This window comes from Kineococcus auxinigenes (genome assembly GCF_050871525.1).
GTDB lineage: Bacteria > Actinomycetota > Actinomycetes > Actinomycetales > Kineococcaceae > Kineococcus.
Genome location: NZ_JBKBCT010000088.1, coordinates 1 through 15,426, shown reverse-complemented (window position 1 = coordinate 15,426; position 15,426 = coordinate 1). Strand labels below are relative to the sequence as shown.

The following is a 15,426-nucleotide window of genomic DNA, read 5'->3' as shown; positions in this document are numbered from 1 at the left end:
GGTGCGGCGCCCCAGCGCCGCACCCGCGACCGCGCAGACGAGCACCGCCCACACCAGCTGCTGCCACCGCGGCCCAGAGCACGACAGAGCCGGTCAGGGCCGGGGCAGACCCCTGCGGTGCGCCGCTCGGCGCGGGCGCCTTTGCGGACCCTTTCCAGCCCCGACCGGTCACACCCGGCCCTAGCTACGCTGGCGCGCATGAGCCTGAGCGCTGCGCGTCTAGGAGTCCCGATGGACACCTGGACCTCCGCGACAGCCGGCGTGGGCGAACGCATCGAAGTCGTCGACGGGAAGCTCGTGGTCAAGAAGGTCGGCGGCAACCCCCACCACCGCATCGCTCAGCGCCTGGCCCTGGAGTTCGAAGACCAGTGGCCCAACACCTACGCCGCCGCCCCCGGCAACTGGGCGATCAACCTGGCCCCCGACGGCACCGTGCTGAGCGGGCGCATCCCCGACGTCCTGGTGGGCGGCCCCGCCTTGAACGAGGACTCCGTGTGCACCGAACTGCCCCACGCGGCGGTGGAGGTGTGGTCACCGGGCAACACGCTGGCCGAGATGAACGAAAAGCGCTCCGAGTACCTCAAGGCCCACCTGCCGGTGCTGCTCGAGGCGTACCTGACCGCCGAGCAGCAAGTGCACCTGGAGTGGCTGGTCAACAACGGCGCCACCTGGCTCAGCGCCGGCACCGCGATCGGCCACACGCCCCTGAGCATCCCCGCCAGCGACGTGCACCCCGCCTTCACCGTCGTGCCCAACGACCTGCTCGGCCGCGGCCGCTCCTGACCCACCACCAGCACCACCCCACCGCCACCAGCAGGCCCCTGCCGCGCCCCGCACCTCCCGCACACCGGGCGCCAGCACCCGGCTGGGCACGGCCGGACACGGTCGGGTCCGGCTACGGTCGAAGACGTGAGCGATCCCGTGGGCAGCAGCGTGGGCAGCGTCTTTGGCAGTCCGGTCAGCGATGAGGTCTTCGAGGCCATCTGGAACCGCGCCTGCCAGCCGCAGCTGGTCACCGCACCCGACTACGACGGCGACGCCGCCTTGCACCTGGTGCTCACCTTCCACGGCATGGTCATGAACGCCGGCCTGCTCGGCACCCTGGACGCCTACGACGACGAGCTGAACTACCCCCTGCCCTGGGTGCTGCAGGCCTACCGCGCCCTGGGCCTGCCCCTCACCGCCGCCGCCATCGAACAAGCCTGGCGCGAGCACCAGGACCTCACCGCCGCCCCCGAAGGCGCCGACACCGCAGCGCGCTGGGACGAGGCCGAAGCGCGCATCGACGCCACCTACGACCTGGACGACACAGCCCTCAGCCGCGCCGCACGCGCGACCATCGCCGCCGCACCGCACACCTTCGCCCCTGTCCGCTGAGCACCCTCGCACCGAGGCCCGGCGGGGCTGCGGGCGGTCACTGCCCGCAGCCCCGCCGAGGCCCGGTGCATCAGGTGCTGGGCGCGAGGCGCTCAGCGTTTGAAGCGCTCAGCGAGCCGGCTTCCGCAGCGTTTCGTGCACGCCCTGCTCCTGGTGCGCGCCGTCTGCTGCGCTGGTCAGCGCAGCACTGAGGCAGGCGCGGTGGGCGGCACCCGGTTGGGTCCGGCCTCGGCCGGGCGGGGGCGGTCCTGGGGGTGCAGGCGCACCGCGACGAGGGCGACGTCGTCCTCGGCGCGCTCGGGCAGCAGGCGCGCCAGCACACCGTCGCACAACTCGTCCAGGCTCTCCTTGGCCAACTCGCTCATCGCCTCGCGCAGCCGCAGCAGGCCATGGTCGTAGTCCTGATCGCGGCGCTCGACCAGCCCGTCGGTGTACAGCAGCACCGTCGAACCGCGGTCCAGCGCGACCTCCTCGTCGATGCGCGGCAGGTGCGGGTCGATGCCCAGCAGCAGGTCGTGGCCCAGCCCGCTCAAGGCGGTCACCGTGCCGTCCGGGGTCAGCAGCATCGGCGGCGGGTGCCCGGCGTTGGACCAGCGCAACCGGGTCACGTCGCGTCGGCGTTCGTCCTCGTCCTGCTCCAGGCGGGCCACCACGGCGGTGGCGGTGGTGCCCACCGCCAGGCCGGCCATCGCCGCGTCCAGACCGGCCAGCACCGCCGCCGGGGCCTCGCCGCTGTAGTAGGCGATGCCGCGCAGCAGAGAGCGCACCTGGCTCATCGCCGCGGCTGCCTCGATGTCGTGACCCATCACGTCGCCGATGACCAGGACGGTGGCGCCATCGGGCTGCAAGAACGCGTCGTACCAGTCCCCCCCGACCTGCGCGGCGGCCGCGGCGGGGCGGTAGCGCACCGCGACCTGCAGGTGGTCCGGCTGCACCGGCGCGCTCAGCAGGCTGCGCTGCAGACCTTCGGACATGCGCTGCTGCTGGCCGTACAAGCGCGCGTTGTCCAGCGCCAAGCCCGCCCGGTCGGCGACCTCGCTGGCGGTCAGCAGGACCTCGCTGCTGAAGTCGCCTGAGCCCTGATCGCGAAAGAGGGTGACCAGCCCCACGGTGCGCCCGCGTGCGCGCAGCGGCAGCACCTGCGCGCAGCGCGGGGCCAGCTGGCGCACCAGGTCCTGCGCTTCACCGCTCAGCAGCGCGGCGATGGCCTCGCTAGCACCGGCGGGCACCAGGACCGGACGCTGGGTGCGCAGCGCCTGGTGCAGGAAGGAGGAGGGGCTGATCGAGCTCAGCCGGATCTCCCGGTAGCGCTGCACGATCGGGCGCATCTCCTCGCGCGCGTGCCAGGAGCCGATGTCGCGCAGGGCCTCGCCCGCTTCGACGAGGGTGACGATGCACCAGTCCCCCAGCGCGGGCACCAGGTGCTGGGCCAAGCGGGCCAGGGCCTCCTCGGCATCCAAGGTCGCGGTCAAGTCGGCGCTGACCCGGGCCAGCAGGGCCAGGCGGGCGGCGGTGCGCTCAGCGGCCTGCTGCGCCTGCCGGGCTTCGCGCTGAGCGGCCTCGGCAGCGCGCTGGGAGGCTTCCGCAGCGCGCAGGGCCGCCTCGGCGGTGCGCAGCGCCTCCTGCGCCGCCACCCGCTCGACCTCGGCCTCCTGCTGCGCCAGGCGGCGGGCGGTGACGTCCAGGAAGTACACCGACAGCCCGTCCGGGTCGCGCCAGGCACGCACCTCGTACCAGCGATCCAGCGGCGGGTAGTACGCCTCGAAGTTCACCTGCTCGCCGCTGGCCATCGCGTGGCGGTACTGCACCTCGAACTCGGCGCCGACGGCGTCGGGGAACAGCTCCCACACGTCCTGGCCGAGCAGCTGCTCGCGCGGGCGCTGCAGGACCCGCTCGGCCTCGGCGTTGACGTAGGTGAAGCGCCAGTGCCGGTCCAGGGAGAAGAACGCCGAGGACATCGACTCCAGCACCCGCGCCACGCGCGCGTCCTCGTCGTGCTCGCGGGTGGTGTCGTACACCGCGCCCAGCAGGTGCGCCGCTCGCCCGTCGGCGCCGGGCAGCACCTGCCCGCGGGCCTTGACCCAGCGGGTGGTGCCCTCGGGCAGGACCAGGCGGTACTCCGCCTCGAAGGTGGCCCCGCTGCTCACCGCCTCGCCCAGCAGCCGGCGCACCCGCTGCACGTCATCGGGGTGCACGCGCTGCTCGAAGGCGGCCATGGTGCCGTCGAAGTCGCCGGCGCCGTAGCCGAACAGCTGCAGGACCTGCTCGTCCCACTCCAGCACGTCGGTGCGCACGTTCCAGTCGAAGCTGCCCACCCCGCCGGCAGCCACGGCCAGCTGCCAGCGCAGCCGCTCGCTCTCGTACTCCAGCGACAGCGCTGAGAGCTCCAGCTCGGCCGAGGCCGCCACCGCCAGCTGGCGCAGCACCTCCACGTCGCTGCCGCGCCAGGTGCGCGGGGCGGGATCGAAGACGCACAGCGCGCCCACCACGTGCCCGTCCTGGCCAAGCAGCGGCACCCCCAGGTACGAGCCCACCGCCCCGGAGGTCACCGGTGGCAAGGAAGCCACCCGCTCGTCAGCTGCGGCGTCCTCGACCACCAGCGGACCTCCGCCGGCGGCGGTCACCGTGCACAGCGAATCCGCCAACGCCCCGGTGGACCCCACCAGGGCAGGGTCCTGGCCCGCGACCGCGCCGATGGTCTGCACCTCGGTCAGCAGCGAGACCTGCGCAGCCGGTGCGGCCAGCAGCCGTGCAGCCAGCCCGGTCAGCTGCTGCAGCGCCGGGTTGACCGGCGCCTGCACCAACCGTTGCGCGGCCTGCACCTGCGCAGCGGTACGCACCACCTGCTCACCGGGTACCGCAGCAGGCTGACCGCCAGGCCACTCGCTTCGGCCCGCCAGCTCCGGTGCTGCATCCACTGCCCGACCTCGACTTCCGCCTCAGGGCTGCCGCGCCCGTCCTCTTGCAGGTCACGGGGGCCTATGCGGCCCTCACCGCAGCCCTTAACACTACGTGTGCGACGGTGAACGCTCCGCTTGCCCGCCCCCAGCCGTGGCGGCACAGTGCAGGTGCCGCGTCAGTGGCTCCACGCAGGACCCGCGGCGTCACAGCGCCCACCCCAGGTGCAGGCGCAGAGAGAGGATCGATGGCCCGGCTCGTCCTGGACGCCCACCTGTCGGCCGTCTCCACCGCCCGGCACTGGGTCAGCCGTGAGGTGGCCCACTGCACCGCGACCTGCCCGGGAGCCGTCGATGAGGACCTCGTCGAGCTGTTGACCTCCGAGGCGGTCGCGAACGCAGTGCGCCACGGCGCCGGCCCGGTCAGCGTGGAGGTGCACTGCGCCGGGCAAGACGTGCACGTCGCCGTCACGGACGCCAGCCCGGCCACCCCAGTCGTGCGCCACGTCGGGGTGGAGGCCACCGGCGGGCGCGGGGTGGCCTTGATCGACCAGCTCGCTACGCGTTGGGGCTGCGAGCTGGCGGACCCGCCGGCAGTAGGCAGGACCGTGTGGTTCCAGCTGGCCGGCAGCTGAGCGCGCCTCCCCCGGGCGGGGAAGGCGCGAGCGGACAGCGCGACCGGCGCGGTGCCGGGCGGAGGGGTGGCGGGGTAGCCGCAGCGGGGGCGAGCTCCTCCGCCCGGTCCTGTCGGTAGCTGGGTGGGCAGAGGCAGGGGTCGGTCGGGGGCGGAGGAGCTCGCCAGGACCGGGCGGAGCGGAACTACCTGAGTAGGCTTCCGGGATCGGCCTACTCCAACATTCCTCAACCCCCGTCGGCGTGTCCCACCCCAAGAGGGGTGATCTTGCTGGCACGGTGTGCGCCATGCCAGCAGCCAGCAGCGTGCGCATGGACGCGCAGACGTGGACCGAGACGTGGTCCCCGCGCCGGCCGCTGGCCACCGACGACCTGACCCGCGGCTGCTGGCGGCAGAGCCGCGACGACGCCCTGGCCCGGCGCTACCTGGAGCACTCCCCCAAGGCGCTGCTGTCGATGCTGGTCATCGACGTCGACCACGACGACACCGTCCTGCGGGCCCTGACCAAGCCGATGACCCACCCGATGCCCTCCTGGATCGCGGAGTCGTCCACCGGACGCGGGCACGTCGGCTGGGTGCTGAAGACCCCCGTGGTGCGCACCGACGCCGCCCGCCTGGAGCCGATGCGCTACGCCGCCAAGGTCGAAGAGGGCCTTCGCCGCTCCCTGGACGGCGACGTCGGCTACGCCGGGCTGCTGACGAAGAACCCCGTGCACGACGACTGGGTGACCACCTGGGGCACCGGGCACCTGTACGAGCTCGATGAGCTGGCCAAGGGCCTGGGCGAGCTGATGCCGCGCACCCTGCCGCGCCGGGCCGTGGACTCCTCCGGCTTCGGGCGCAACGTCACCCTCTTCAACCGGCTGCGGCTGTGGGCCTACCGCGCCCGGCGCCGCTACGACGACCGGCTGGAGTGGGAGGAGGTCGTCGCCGCCTTCGCCGCCAACGTCAACCCTGAGTTCGCCGTGCCGCTGCCGGCGCAGGAGGTCGCCCAGACCGCGCAGTCCGTTGCACGATGGGTCTGGCGCCGCTCCTTCGACGACGCCGGCTTCCGCGCAGTGCAGGCTCAGCGCGGCAGCAACGGCGGTAAGAAGGGTGGACGGGCCAACACGCCGGCGCAGCAAGAGCAGCGGCGGCGCAACGCACCGGCAGCCAGCCTCATGGGGGCTGCGGCACGACGGAAGGTGACGGCGACACAGATGGCAGAGGACCTGCTGTGAGCGCTCAGCAACCGGGGCGCCGGAAGGTAACGGCGCGCGAAGCGGCAGAGAAGTACGGCGTCTCCCCACGCACGGTGCGCCGGCTGGTGGCCGAGCCGCGCAGCGACTTCCTGAGCCGTGCTGCGGCTCGCCGGGCCCAGGCGGTGCAGCTGCGTCTGGACGGTGCCAGCTACGCGGAGATCGCCGAGGCAATGGGCTGCTCGACCGGCTCGGTTGGCAGCCTGCTGCACGACGCTCGTCGACGAGGCGAGATGCCCGCTCCTGAAGCAGACGAGGAGCAACTCCAAGAGCAGACCGCCTCCTGAGCGAGGGGCTATCGGCGCTTGCGCCCGGTGGTTTGGGAGTCGGTCGGTCGGGCGGCGATGGCGGCCACGACCTGCTCGTGGCTCAGCTCGGCCAGCAGGCGCTCCAGCGCCAGGCGGACCACCGCGGACTTGCTCACGTCCAGGCGTGGTCGGCGGGTGGTGCCCGCGTACCGGATGGCTTCCAGGGCCGTGTCCGTGTCCTCGTCCAGGTAGACAGCCACCTTGCGCAGCTCACCTGCTGCGGTGGCCTTGGTCGGCTCGCTCACCTGCGGAGCTGGCGCAGGAACGGGGTCAGGGGCAGGGGAATCCTCGGACATGCCGGGGAACTGCTGCTGCCCCTCGGGCACCTCCGGAGCCGTGGTGGCCTCCTGCGGTTCCGCGGCGGCTGTGGGCACCGGGGCGGGAGCGGGGTGCTGGGGAGCCATCGTTCGCCGGCTCCTAGGCGGCGGGGGACTCTTGCGCTTGGCCCGGCTGGCCAGGGCGTCCAAGCTGTCCAAGCCGTCGGTGGCACTCACGCGGGGTACCTCTTCACCAGGTCGGCCAGGGAGTGCAGGGCATCCACGACGGGCTGCAGAGCCTTGGCGGGACGGTCTTCGGCGGTCATGGCCATGCGTTTGCGGCGCAGGCCCACGGCCGTGACTGCGGGGATGGGCGCGGCCACCCGCACCGGGGTGCCGGCCACCATCTCGCGCAGCTTCTTGCGGCTCTGCGCGTCTGGGACGCGCGGGACCATGTTGGGCAGCAGCACCAGCGGGTAGTCCGCCATCTCCCGGACCATGCCGGCGGTAGCTTCCAGTTCCTTCACGCGCAGCGGGACGGGGGCGACCACGACGTTGGACACGGCGCAGGCGCCATCGCTCCACGCGCTCCAGCCGGGGTGGGTGTCCACCACGACCCACTCGCTGTCCCACTCCCCCGCCCAGCGCGTGAGCGCACTGGCCACGTCCTCCGAGGACGGCTCCAGGTAGACCAGGTGCGGGTGTCCGGGCACCAGGTCCGGCTTGCCGTGCCCGCGCAGAGGGCGAGGTATGCGGTCCTTTTCGAAGGCGTCCACCAGCGGTACTGCGGTGCGCTCCTCGTGGCGGTAACCCCACATACGAGACGCACTGCCCTCGTCCCACTCGAAGTCCACCAGCGGCGCCCCCAGCAGGTTCGCCAACTCGTAGGCCACCGTCGTCTTGCCCACCCCGCCCTTGCGGGAGTGGACCGTCACGATCTTCGCCATAGCTGCACCGTAGACAGGTCGACCTGTCGATATGGGGATGCGGAGCCAGTGTGTCGAATCCACATAGTGATTTATCCATCAGTCGTTGTGTCGACACATCGACAGGTGGATCAGACTCCGGGCACGCACGCCCTGGTGCCGAGGACGGCCAGGCCGGTGAGGTCGCCGGCGGCGTAGTCGTACTGCTCGGCGGTCTGCGGGTACATCAGCTGGCCGGGGTCGTCGACGTGCGCCAGGCCCAGCAGGTGGCCCAGTTCGTGCTCGAAGACGGCGCGCACCAGCTCCTGTCCGCCGGGGCGGGTGAGGGCCTCGGCGACCTGGGCGGCGTCGACCTGCACGGCGCCGGAGACGTACACCGAGATCGGTTCACCGGGGCGGCCGCTGAGGCGCTCCCACGTGCTGGGCCGGGTGGTGGTGATGGCGACGGGTCCGGCCTGGGCGATGACGGCGGCGGCGATGTCGGGGACCTCGGCGGCGCTGACGTAGGTGATCAGCACTGGCGCCCACCGGTCGCCGTAGCGCTCGGGCTGGTAGGGCTCGCGCTGGGGGTCCGGGCCTTCGGTGGTGGTGCCGTCGTCGATGAAGCGCAGGCCGGTGGCGGTGCTGACGCGGGCGATGGCCTGGGTCAGCAGTTCGCCGGCGCCGGCGGGGGCGGCGTCGGGGCGGGTGACGTAGTGGATGGGCCGGCACGGGTCCCACGCCACCGGGGTGGTGCCGTCGGTCTGGGTGTGCAGCGCCCGCCAGGCGTCGCTGGACTGGGTCAGGGCAGCGGGCTGGCCCAGGGGGGTGTCGGCGGCTTCGTGGCCGGGGGAGGGGGCCTGCCCGGCCCAGGTGGCGGCCGAGCCGGCAGCTGATCCGGCGGCCAGGCCGCTGGTGTGCGCCCACGCGGTGCCTGCGGCGACGGCCAGCACCACCGCGGCCACGCCGACGCGCCCGCGCAGGCGTGCTCGCGCTCGAGCGCGCGACCAGCTGCTGCGCCGGCGCCGGTTCCTGCGGTGCCCGGTGCCACCGGTGGCGGTGCCGGTGGTGGTACCGACGGAGGTGTCGATGCTGTCGCCGCGCCAGGCCGGGGCCGTGCCGGGGCGGCCGACGGCTTCGTCCATGGCCCACTGCGGGATGCGCCCGCTGCTGGAGCGGCGCACCGTACCGCCGCGCGAGTCCTGCCCGGCCTTCTGGCTGCGCCGGCTGAGGGGACTGTCGTGCACGTGGGCTCACCGCTTCCGATCGCTGCTGCAGCAGCGCCGTCCCGCACCCGGCTTCGGCACCAGGGGCCGGTGCCTGGCCGTGGGGACAGCGCTCCCGCGGCGCATCGGTCCCGCCGGACGCGTTCTTGATCGGTGCTCACCCGGATGGCGCCCTCTGCCACCACGGGTTCCGGGAACGACGAAACCCCGGCGGCCGTGGGCCATATCCGGGGTTGTGCCGAAGATTATCCCAAAATCTCGGCTGGATGTCAAGCAGCGCTACGTATGGGCACCCCGTGCTCAGCGACCTCCTCAGGGCCGGCTGGCGCCTGCAGCAGGCACCTCAAAAGCGAGGGGGCGAGGCAGGAGGAGCTGACCGCCCCTCCTGCCCGGCTGAGGCCCGACCTGCGGGCAGATGGGGATCCAGCTGCCCCTGCTGGACGGGGTGGATCGCCTCGGTGTCCTGCAGCTGGTGCTGGCGCAGGACACCGACACGGGCACTGACACGGGCACCGAGGTCTTCGCCGGGCGTGGTGAGCTGTCCGTGCCCCTGGCCCTGACAGGGAGGGGTCACACGGTCGCGGTCGAAGCTGCCTACGGGCAGGGCCTGGTGCGCCTTCGCCACCAGCAGTGCAGGACTCAGCTGGTGACTCAGCTGGTGCGGCGAGCCAGGCGCCGCACCTGCCACAACGCCACGACGGCGTTGAGCAGCCCGGCCAGCAGCAGCGCCAGGGTCGAGACCAGGGTGCCTGAGAAGGCCTCCCAGGCCTGGCTCAGCGCCGCGGCGTCGCTGGACAAGCTCCTCCACGCCCGGCTCAGGGCCAGCACGCTGACCATGGCGGCCGTCACCGCCGCCAGCACGCTGACCGCCCAGCTGCTGCGGCCACGTCCCGCGCCGGCCAGCACCACCAGCGCCGCCGCCGCGCTCACCACCCCGATCAGCGCGCCCACCCCAGCAGCGATCGCGGCCACGCGCAGGACCGCCGAGGTGCCCGCGAAGGCCCCGGCGCCGCCGGGAGCGTTGTGCACCCCGCACCACACGGCCAGGGCTGCACCGCTCACGGCTCCCAGCACGAGCCCGCACCCCAGGCCCCGCACCAACCCCGCACCCACGACCGCGCGCAAGGAACGCGAGGACGTCAAGCGCTCACCGGTCATGCGGATCAGCATGAGCGCGGCGAGGCTGACCTGCCGCCACGCAACGACGCATCCACTCACGCCGCTGACGTCGAGCGGTCGACCGTCTCAGAAGCGACCGGCAGTGAGACGGCTATGGACCCCGACGGGTCACGCGGTGCGCCAGCACAAGGATCACCCCGGGCGGGCACGGGTTCGGTCCCGATTTCCGATCCGTGTTCGGGATGGACGGATCGCAGTGTGCTCGAGTTGCAGGTGGTGTGCCGCCGTCGGCGGCGAGGTGGTGGTGGTTCGCTCAAGCACCGTTGTGGTCGTGTCGATCCTCACTGCATGCTCACCCGTCTGCGCGATCTGAAGGTCGCTTCCAAGCTGTTCGCCGGTTTCGGCGTGGTGTGCCTGCTGCTGGCCGTGGTGGTCGGTGTGGGCGCCACCCGCCTGCAGTCCTCGCAGGCCAACCTGCAACGGCTCTCCAGCACCGGGATGGCCTCGGTGCAGGCCATCGGGGAGGTCAAGGCCTCCTTCCTGCAACTGCGGCTGGACATCACCAGCGCCGCGTTGCCCTCCACCCCTGAGCAGACCGCCCAGCAGCTGCAGACCATGGCCGCCACCGACGAGGTCTACGACCAGGCGTGGACGGCGTACCTGGCCACCTCCCCGGCCGCCGACGCCGAGGCGCGCGGCGCGGTGGAGGACCTGATGCAGCAGTACCGCACCTCCCGCGAAGTCCTGGTCACCGCCGCCACGAACAAGGACATCGACGCCTACGTCGCTGAGCGCGACAGCACCACTGCGCCGATCGCCAAGCAGGTCACCGCCCAGCTGAACCTCCTGCGGGACGCGGAAGCTCAGGTCGCCGAGGACCTGTCGACCGAGGGCGCCTCCGACTCCCGCGCCGCGATCACCACGCTGATCGTCATCGGCCTGATCGCCCTGGTGCTCGCGATCGCCATCGCCATGGCGGTGGCCCGCTCCATCGCCGGCCCGCTGGCGCGCACCCTGGACGTGGTGCGGGGCCTGGCCACCGGCCGCCTGGACCAGCGGGTGGGCTACACCGCCAAGGACGAAGTCGGTGAGCTGGCCGGTGCGCTGGACACCACCATGGACAACTTGACCACCACCATGCGCCGCATCACCGGCTCCGCGGTGACGCTGGCCGCCTCCTCCGAGGAGCTCTCAGCGGTGGCCACCCAGCTGTCCTCCGGCGCGGAGGAGGCCGCCAGCCAGTCGCAGGTCGTCTCCGCCGCCACCGAGCAGATCTCCTCCTCCATCGGGACGGTGGCCGCGGCCGGTGAGGAGATGACCTCCGCGATCCGCGAGATCGCCACCTCCACCTCCCAGGCCTCGGCCACCGCCGCCTCGGCCGTCAGCGCCGCTTCCAGCGCCGGGCAGACCCTGGAGCGCCTGTCGGCCTCCTCCCGCGAGATCGGCGAGGTCGTCAAGCTCATCACCTCCATCGCCGAGCAGACGAACCTGCTGGCGCTGAACGCCACCATCGAAGCCGCCCGCGCCGGGGAGATGGGCAAGGGCTTCGCGGTGGTCGCCGGTGAGGTCAAGGAACTGGCCCAGCAGACCGCCCGGGCCACGGAGTCCATCGTGCAGCGCGTCAGCGCCACGCAGACCGACGCCTCCGAGGCCGCCTCGGCGATCAGCGAGATCAGCGAGGTCATCGCGCGCATCGACGGGTTGCAGGCCACCATCGCCGCCGCGGTGGAGGAGCAGTCCGCCACCACCAGCGAGATGGTCCGCAACGTCACCGAGGTCTCCACCGGGTCCCAGGAGATCGCCTCCAACATCTCCGGCATCGCCGCTTCCGCGGCTCAGACGACCTCCGGGGCGAGCCAGACCGCGACCACCGCGGGCGAGGTCTCGCGTGCCGCGGTCGAGCTGAACGACCTCGTCGCCGGCTTCACGCTGCCTCGCGGCTGACCGGCAGCACTGCCGGCAGGATCCACGGCTCCCCGTCGGCTCACCCGGGCCGGCGGGGAGTCGTCGTTCCCGTACCCCTCCACTCGCCGCGGGTGATCTCGCACATCGACTGAGCCGGCCGCGCGGGTGTTCGCCATCGGCTGATGGACGGTTGCACGCTCCCGGCTCATGAGGGGCGGGCAGGAGTCGATGGGTGGGAACAGGGGTCGATGGGTGGGAGAAGGTCTTTCGGAAGATGGCGGTGAACTCGGTGCGATCCAGTGTGCGTGCTCGTCTGTGGGGTGGCTTCGGCCTCGTCGCACTGATCGCGGTGGGTATCGCCGTCTTCGGTGCGCTGAGCTTGCAGCAGATGCACCGGCAGACCGAGCAGGTGGCCAGCGCCATGGACCTGGCGCAGGTGTCGATACAGGCGAAGTTCCGCACCGCTGACTTCGCCGGCTGGCAGACCGGGTACGCCTTCGACGTCAACCGCGGCGTGCCGGGGGCAGCCTCCGACGACGTCGGTCAGCGCAAGGAGTTCTTGGACTCCACCGCCGCGTTCGCTCAGGACCTCGAGCGCATCGACGCGTTCGAGCTGAGCGCTGGCGAGCAGCAGCTGCTGCAGCAGGCCAGCAGCGACCTGGACTCCTTCCTGGCCATCGACGAGCGCATCGTGGCCGGCTACCGCGACGGCAGCCCGCAGGCCATCAGCGCAGCCAATGACCTGGCCGCCGGGGAGTCGCTGCAGGTGTTCGGCTCGCTGGCCGGTGCGGTCAGCGAGCTGGCGGACCTGGCCGCGCAGGCGGGCAGCGAGGCTGCCGCCGGCGCTGAGCAAGCCGCTCAGCGCGGCACCGTGGCGATGAGCGTCGCCGCTGTGCTGGCCGCACTGGCCGGGGCGTTGCTGGCTCGCACCGTGACGGTCTCGATCACCCGTCCGCTGCGAGGGGTCGCTGCGGTCGCGGCCGCGCTGGGGCGCCGGGACCTGACCGTCTCCAGCGGGGTGCGCAGCAGCGATGAGCTCGGGCGCACCGCCGCGGCGCTGGATGAGGCGGTCGAGGCTCTGCGCCGGACGCTGGGCGGCATCACCGAGTCCGCCACCACGCTGGCGGCGTCATCGGAGGAGCTCGACGTCGTCGCCGGGCAGCTGTCGTCCGGGGCGGAGGAGTCCGCGCAGCAGTCGCAGGTGGTCTCCGCGGCCACCGAGGAGATCTCCACCTCGATCGGCACCGTGGCCGCCGCCGGGGAGGAGATGACCGCCGCGATCCGCGAGATCGCCTCCTCCACCGCGGAAGCGTCCCAGGTCGCCTCCGCCGCGGTGACCTCCGCCGCCGATGCCTCCGCGATCCTGGAACGGCTGTCGGCTTCTTCCCGCGAGATCGGTGAGGTCGTCAAGCTGATCACCTCCATCGCGGAGCAGACGAACCTGCTGGCGCTGAACGCCACCATCGAGGCAGCCCGGGCCGGGGAGATGGGCAAGGGCTTCGCGGTCGTGGCCGGTGAGGTCAAGGAACTGGCGCAGCAGACCGCGCGGGCCACCGAGGAGATCACCGGTCGGGTGGGCGCGACGCAGACGGACGCGTCCGCCGCCGCCGATGCGATCGGGGGCATCAGCGAGGTCATCGCCCGCATCGACGCCTTGCAGGCCACCATCGCTGCGGCGGTGGAGGAGCAGTCGGCCACCACGGCGGAGATGGTGCGCAACGTCACCGAGGTCTCCACCGGCAGCCAGGAGATCTCCACCAACATCTCCGGCATCGCTGCGGCCGCCGAGCACACCACCACCAGCGCGAACCAGACCGCGACCACCGCCGGGGAGGTCTCCGCAGCGGCTGCCGAGCTGAACGAGCTGGTGGCCACCTTCACCCTGCCGCGCACCTGACGGACGAGACCACCACAGCGCTCAGCCACAACCGTCAGCGCCACCGCACCGACATCCGCACGAGGGCCCGTAACGCCTCGCCGGCTCACCCGAGCCGGCGGGGCGTCGTCATCGCCAGCTGCGCCCACCCGCGAGGAGCGGTGAGGGCGCTGCTGTGCTGGTGGGTGGTCAAGTCCTGCGCGGGCGGTGCCGATGCATCAGGTAGCTGCTGCCAGTCACCCGATGTGGCTGGAACCGCCTGGACCTGCCAGTCCTGGCGGCGCTTCACCGGGTGAGCACCGTCGAAGCGAGCAGCTACGTGAAGCGGTGAGCCGGGCGGCGGATGCCCCAGCTCACCGCTTCACCTCGTTGCGGTGCTTCCACCACGTCGCGGGGCTTCTACCGCGTCGCGAGCTCCCACCGCGTCGCGAGCTCCCGCGCCAGGGCCCGCCGTGCTGACGACGCCGGCAGCTCGAGCCGGTGCACGCAGCGAGGTGGCCTCAGCGAGCGTCACCGCTGGCGCGCACGGGCGTGCCGATCCTGTTCGATCCCCCTCGAGGAGCTGACCATGTCCGTCGCGGCCGAGCCCACCACTGAAGCGATCACGATCGAGCACCAGCAGGAACCCGCCCGGCCCGATCTGCTCGCCCACGAGCGTGTGCAGCGCGTCCTGCTCGCCGACGACGACGTCGATCTGCTGCGCGTGCTCCTGCAGCGCGTGACGGCAGGCCGGTCCGGGCCCCAGCACGGGACCCAGTACGAGGTCCACACCGCCCTCAGCGGCGACGTGGCGTTGCAGTTGGCCATGAGCTTGCACTTCGACGTGCTGTTGCTGGACGTGCAGATGCCGGGCCTGAGCGGCGTGGAGGTCACTCGCGCGATCCGCCGGCAGCAGGAGCTGTGGCAGCCGGCCATCGTCTTGATCAGCGCTTTCGCCGACGCCCAGGGTCCGCAGGAGGCGCTGCAGGCCGGCGCCGATGCCGTGGTGCACAAGCCGTTCACCCTGGCGACGCTGCGCGAAGGCATCCAGCAGGCCAGCCGGCGGCGCACGCGCTGCACCCGGTGAGCACCGCGAACGGCGCCTGACACCGAGCAGATCTTCACCGACGGTCGGCACGTCGGGGTGGACACCTGCGAGATGACCTCGGCGGCGAAAGAGGAGCTGGCGGGCCCCTTGGCCCTGCCAAGGCTCCTTCGCCGCGCCGGGCACTGAGGCACTGCCTTCCCCGCGTCCAGCGCTCAGGGCAGCACCACCACTGCGCTGTGACCGGCATCACCTCCACGCGGGCTCAAGCCCGAAGCAGTCGGTGCCGATAAGGCAGGCAGCGACCACCAGTCCCCCTGCGACCGGACCACCTAGGCCCACAGGCCCCGGCGTCATTCAGGCGGGTAAGCACCTCTGGAGCGAGCAGCGGATGCCCGGCTCACCGCTTCACTCACCCCCCTCCTCGACACCGAGATCGCTGAGGCCGTGGCCGTCTCAGAAGCGACCGTCTCTGAGACACCGCGGGGCAGTAGCCCCAGGGCCGCGACACGCCGTCTCAGAAGTCGTGACCACGGCCGAGGGCAGCGGCCGAGGGCAGCGGCCGAGGGCAGCGGCCGAGGGCAGCGGCCGAGGGCAGCGGCCGAGGGCAGCGGCCGAGGGCAGCGGCCGAGGGCAGCGGCCGAGGGCAGCGGCCGAGGG

13 protein-coding genes are annotated in these 15,426 nt (G+C 72.4%); 8 read left to right on the top strand and 5 right to left on the bottom strand.

From position 1 onward, the window contains the following. The first annotated feature begins 231 nt into the window (after positions 1-231). Together ACRYR9_RS17655 and ACRYR9_RS17650 are read left to right on the top strand one after the other, a co-directional pair. A complete protein-coding gene (locus tag ACRYR9_RS17655; RefSeq protein WP_432509681.1) occupies positions 232-783 on the top strand; it encodes a Uma2 family endonuclease in 552 nt (183 codons plus the stop codon). Positions 784-909: 126 nt separating this feature from the next. Then, a complete protein-coding gene (locus ACRYR9_RS17650; protein WP_432498348.1) occupies positions 910-1,377 on the top strand; it encodes a DMP19 family protein in 468 nt (155 codons plus the stop codon). A gap of 176 nt (positions 1,378-1,553) precedes the next feature. On the opposite strand, the gene ACRYR9_RS17645 is transcribed toward ACRYR9_RS17650, so the two are convergent. Further along, entirely contained in the window at positions 1,554-4,220 is a 2,667-nt protein-coding gene (locus tag ACRYR9_RS17645) for a SpoIIE family protein phosphatase (RefSeq protein ID WP_432498350.1), read from the bottom strand. A 302-nt stretch (positions 4,221-4,522) separates the two neighbouring features. On the opposite strand from ACRYR9_RS17645, the gene ACRYR9_RS17640 reads away from it, so the two are divergent. The 3 genes from ACRYR9_RS17640 (at position 4,523) to ACRYR9_RS17630 (ending at position 6,433) form a co-directional block, all read left to right on the top strand. Continuing rightward, positions 4,523-4,909, top strand: a complete 387-nt coding sequence (locus ACRYR9_RS17640) for an ATP-binding protein (RefSeq protein ID WP_432498353.1) — start codon at positions 4,523-4,525, stop codon at positions 4,907-4,909. A 286-nt stretch (positions 4,910-5,195) separates the two neighbouring features. Further along, complete coding sequence (locus tag ACRYR9_RS17635; RefSeq protein WP_432498355.1) at positions 5,196-6,128, top strand: replication initiation protein; 933 nt, start codon at positions 5,196-5,198, stop codon at positions 6,126-6,128. After that, positions 6,125-6,433, top strand: a complete 309-nt coding sequence (locus ACRYR9_RS17630) for a helix-turn-helix domain-containing protein (RefSeq protein ID WP_432498357.1) — start codon at positions 6,125-6,127, stop codon at positions 6,431-6,433. Before ACRYR9_RS17635 ends, ACRYR9_RS17630 begins: the two co-directional genes overlap by 4 nt. Positions 6,434-6,441: 8 nt before the next feature. Here ACRYR9_RS17630 and ACRYR9_RS17625 read toward each other — a convergent pair whose 3' ends face one another. From ACRYR9_RS17625 to ACRYR9_RS17610, 4 genes are all read right to left on the bottom strand, one after another. Next, positions 6,442-6,699, bottom strand: a complete 258-nt coding sequence (locus tag ACRYR9_RS17625) for a hypothetical protein (protein ID WP_432498359.1) — start codon at positions 6,697-6,699, stop codon at positions 6,442-6,444. Between the two features lie 245 nt (positions 6,700-6,944). Next, positions 6,945-7,658: a ParA family protein gene (locus ACRYR9_RS17620; protein WP_432498361.1), complete on the bottom strand. Its 714-nt coding sequence runs from the start codon at positions 7,656-7,658 to the stop codon at positions 6,945-6,947. A 110-nt stretch (positions 7,659-7,768) separates the two neighbouring features. Then, entirely contained in the window at positions 7,769-8,863 is a 1,095-nt protein-coding gene (locus tag ACRYR9_RS17615) for a matrixin family metalloprotease (RefSeq protein WP_432498364.1), read from the bottom strand. A 630-nt stretch (positions 8,864-9,493) separates the two neighbouring features. Next, complete coding sequence (locus ACRYR9_RS17610; RefSeq protein ID WP_432498367.1) at positions 9,494-10,060, bottom strand: hypothetical protein; 567 nt, start codon at positions 10,058-10,060, stop codon at positions 9,494-9,496. 249 nt (positions 10,061-10,309) lie between these two features. On the opposite strand from ACRYR9_RS17610, the gene ACRYR9_RS17605 reads away from it, so the two are divergent. From ACRYR9_RS17605 to ACRYR9_RS17595, 3 genes are all read left to right on the top strand, one after another. Next, positions 10,310-11,905: a methyl-accepting chemotaxis protein gene (locus ACRYR9_RS17605; protein WP_432498370.1), complete on the top strand. Its 1,596-nt coding sequence runs from the start codon at positions 10,310-10,312 to the stop codon at positions 11,903-11,905. 310 nt (positions 11,906-12,215) lie between these two features. Further along, complete coding sequence (locus ACRYR9_RS17600; protein WP_432498372.1) at positions 12,216-13,763, top strand: methyl-accepting chemotaxis protein; 1,548 nt, start codon at positions 12,216-12,218, stop codon at positions 13,761-13,763. 547 nt (positions 13,764-14,310) lie between these two features. Further along, positions 14,311-14,808, top strand: a complete 498-nt coding sequence (locus tag ACRYR9_RS17595) for a response regulator (RefSeq protein WP_432498374.1) — start codon at positions 14,311-14,313, stop codon at positions 14,806-14,808. Positions 14,809-15,426: the final 618 nt, after the last annotated feature.

Excerpts from the sequence above, each read along its gene's own strand:
- ACRYR9_RS17655 (WP_432509681.1), top strand. The coding sequence starts at position 232 with ATGGACACCTGGACCTCCGCGACAGCCGGCGTGGGCGAACGCATCGAA.
- ACRYR9_RS17640 (WP_432498353.1), top strand. The coding sequence starts at position 4,523 with ATGGCCCGGCTCGTCCTGGACGCCCACCTGTCGGCCGTCTCCACCGCC.
- ACRYR9_RS17635 (WP_432498355.1), top strand. The coding sequence starts at position 5,196 with ATGCCAGCAGCCAGCAGCGTGCGCATGGACGCGCAGACGTGGACCGAG.
- ACRYR9_RS17620 (WP_432498361.1), bottom strand. The coding sequence starts at position 7,658 with ATGGCGAAGATCGTGACGGTCCACTCCCGCAAGGGCGGGGTGGGCAAG.
- ACRYR9_RS17605 (WP_432498370.1), top strand. The coding sequence starts at position 10,310 with ATGCTCACCCGTCTGCGCGATCTGAAGGTCGCTTCCAAGCTGTTCGCC.
- ACRYR9_RS17595 (WP_432498374.1), top strand. The coding sequence starts at position 14,311 with ATGTCCGTCGCGGCCGAGCCCACCACTGAAGCGATCACGATCGAGCAC.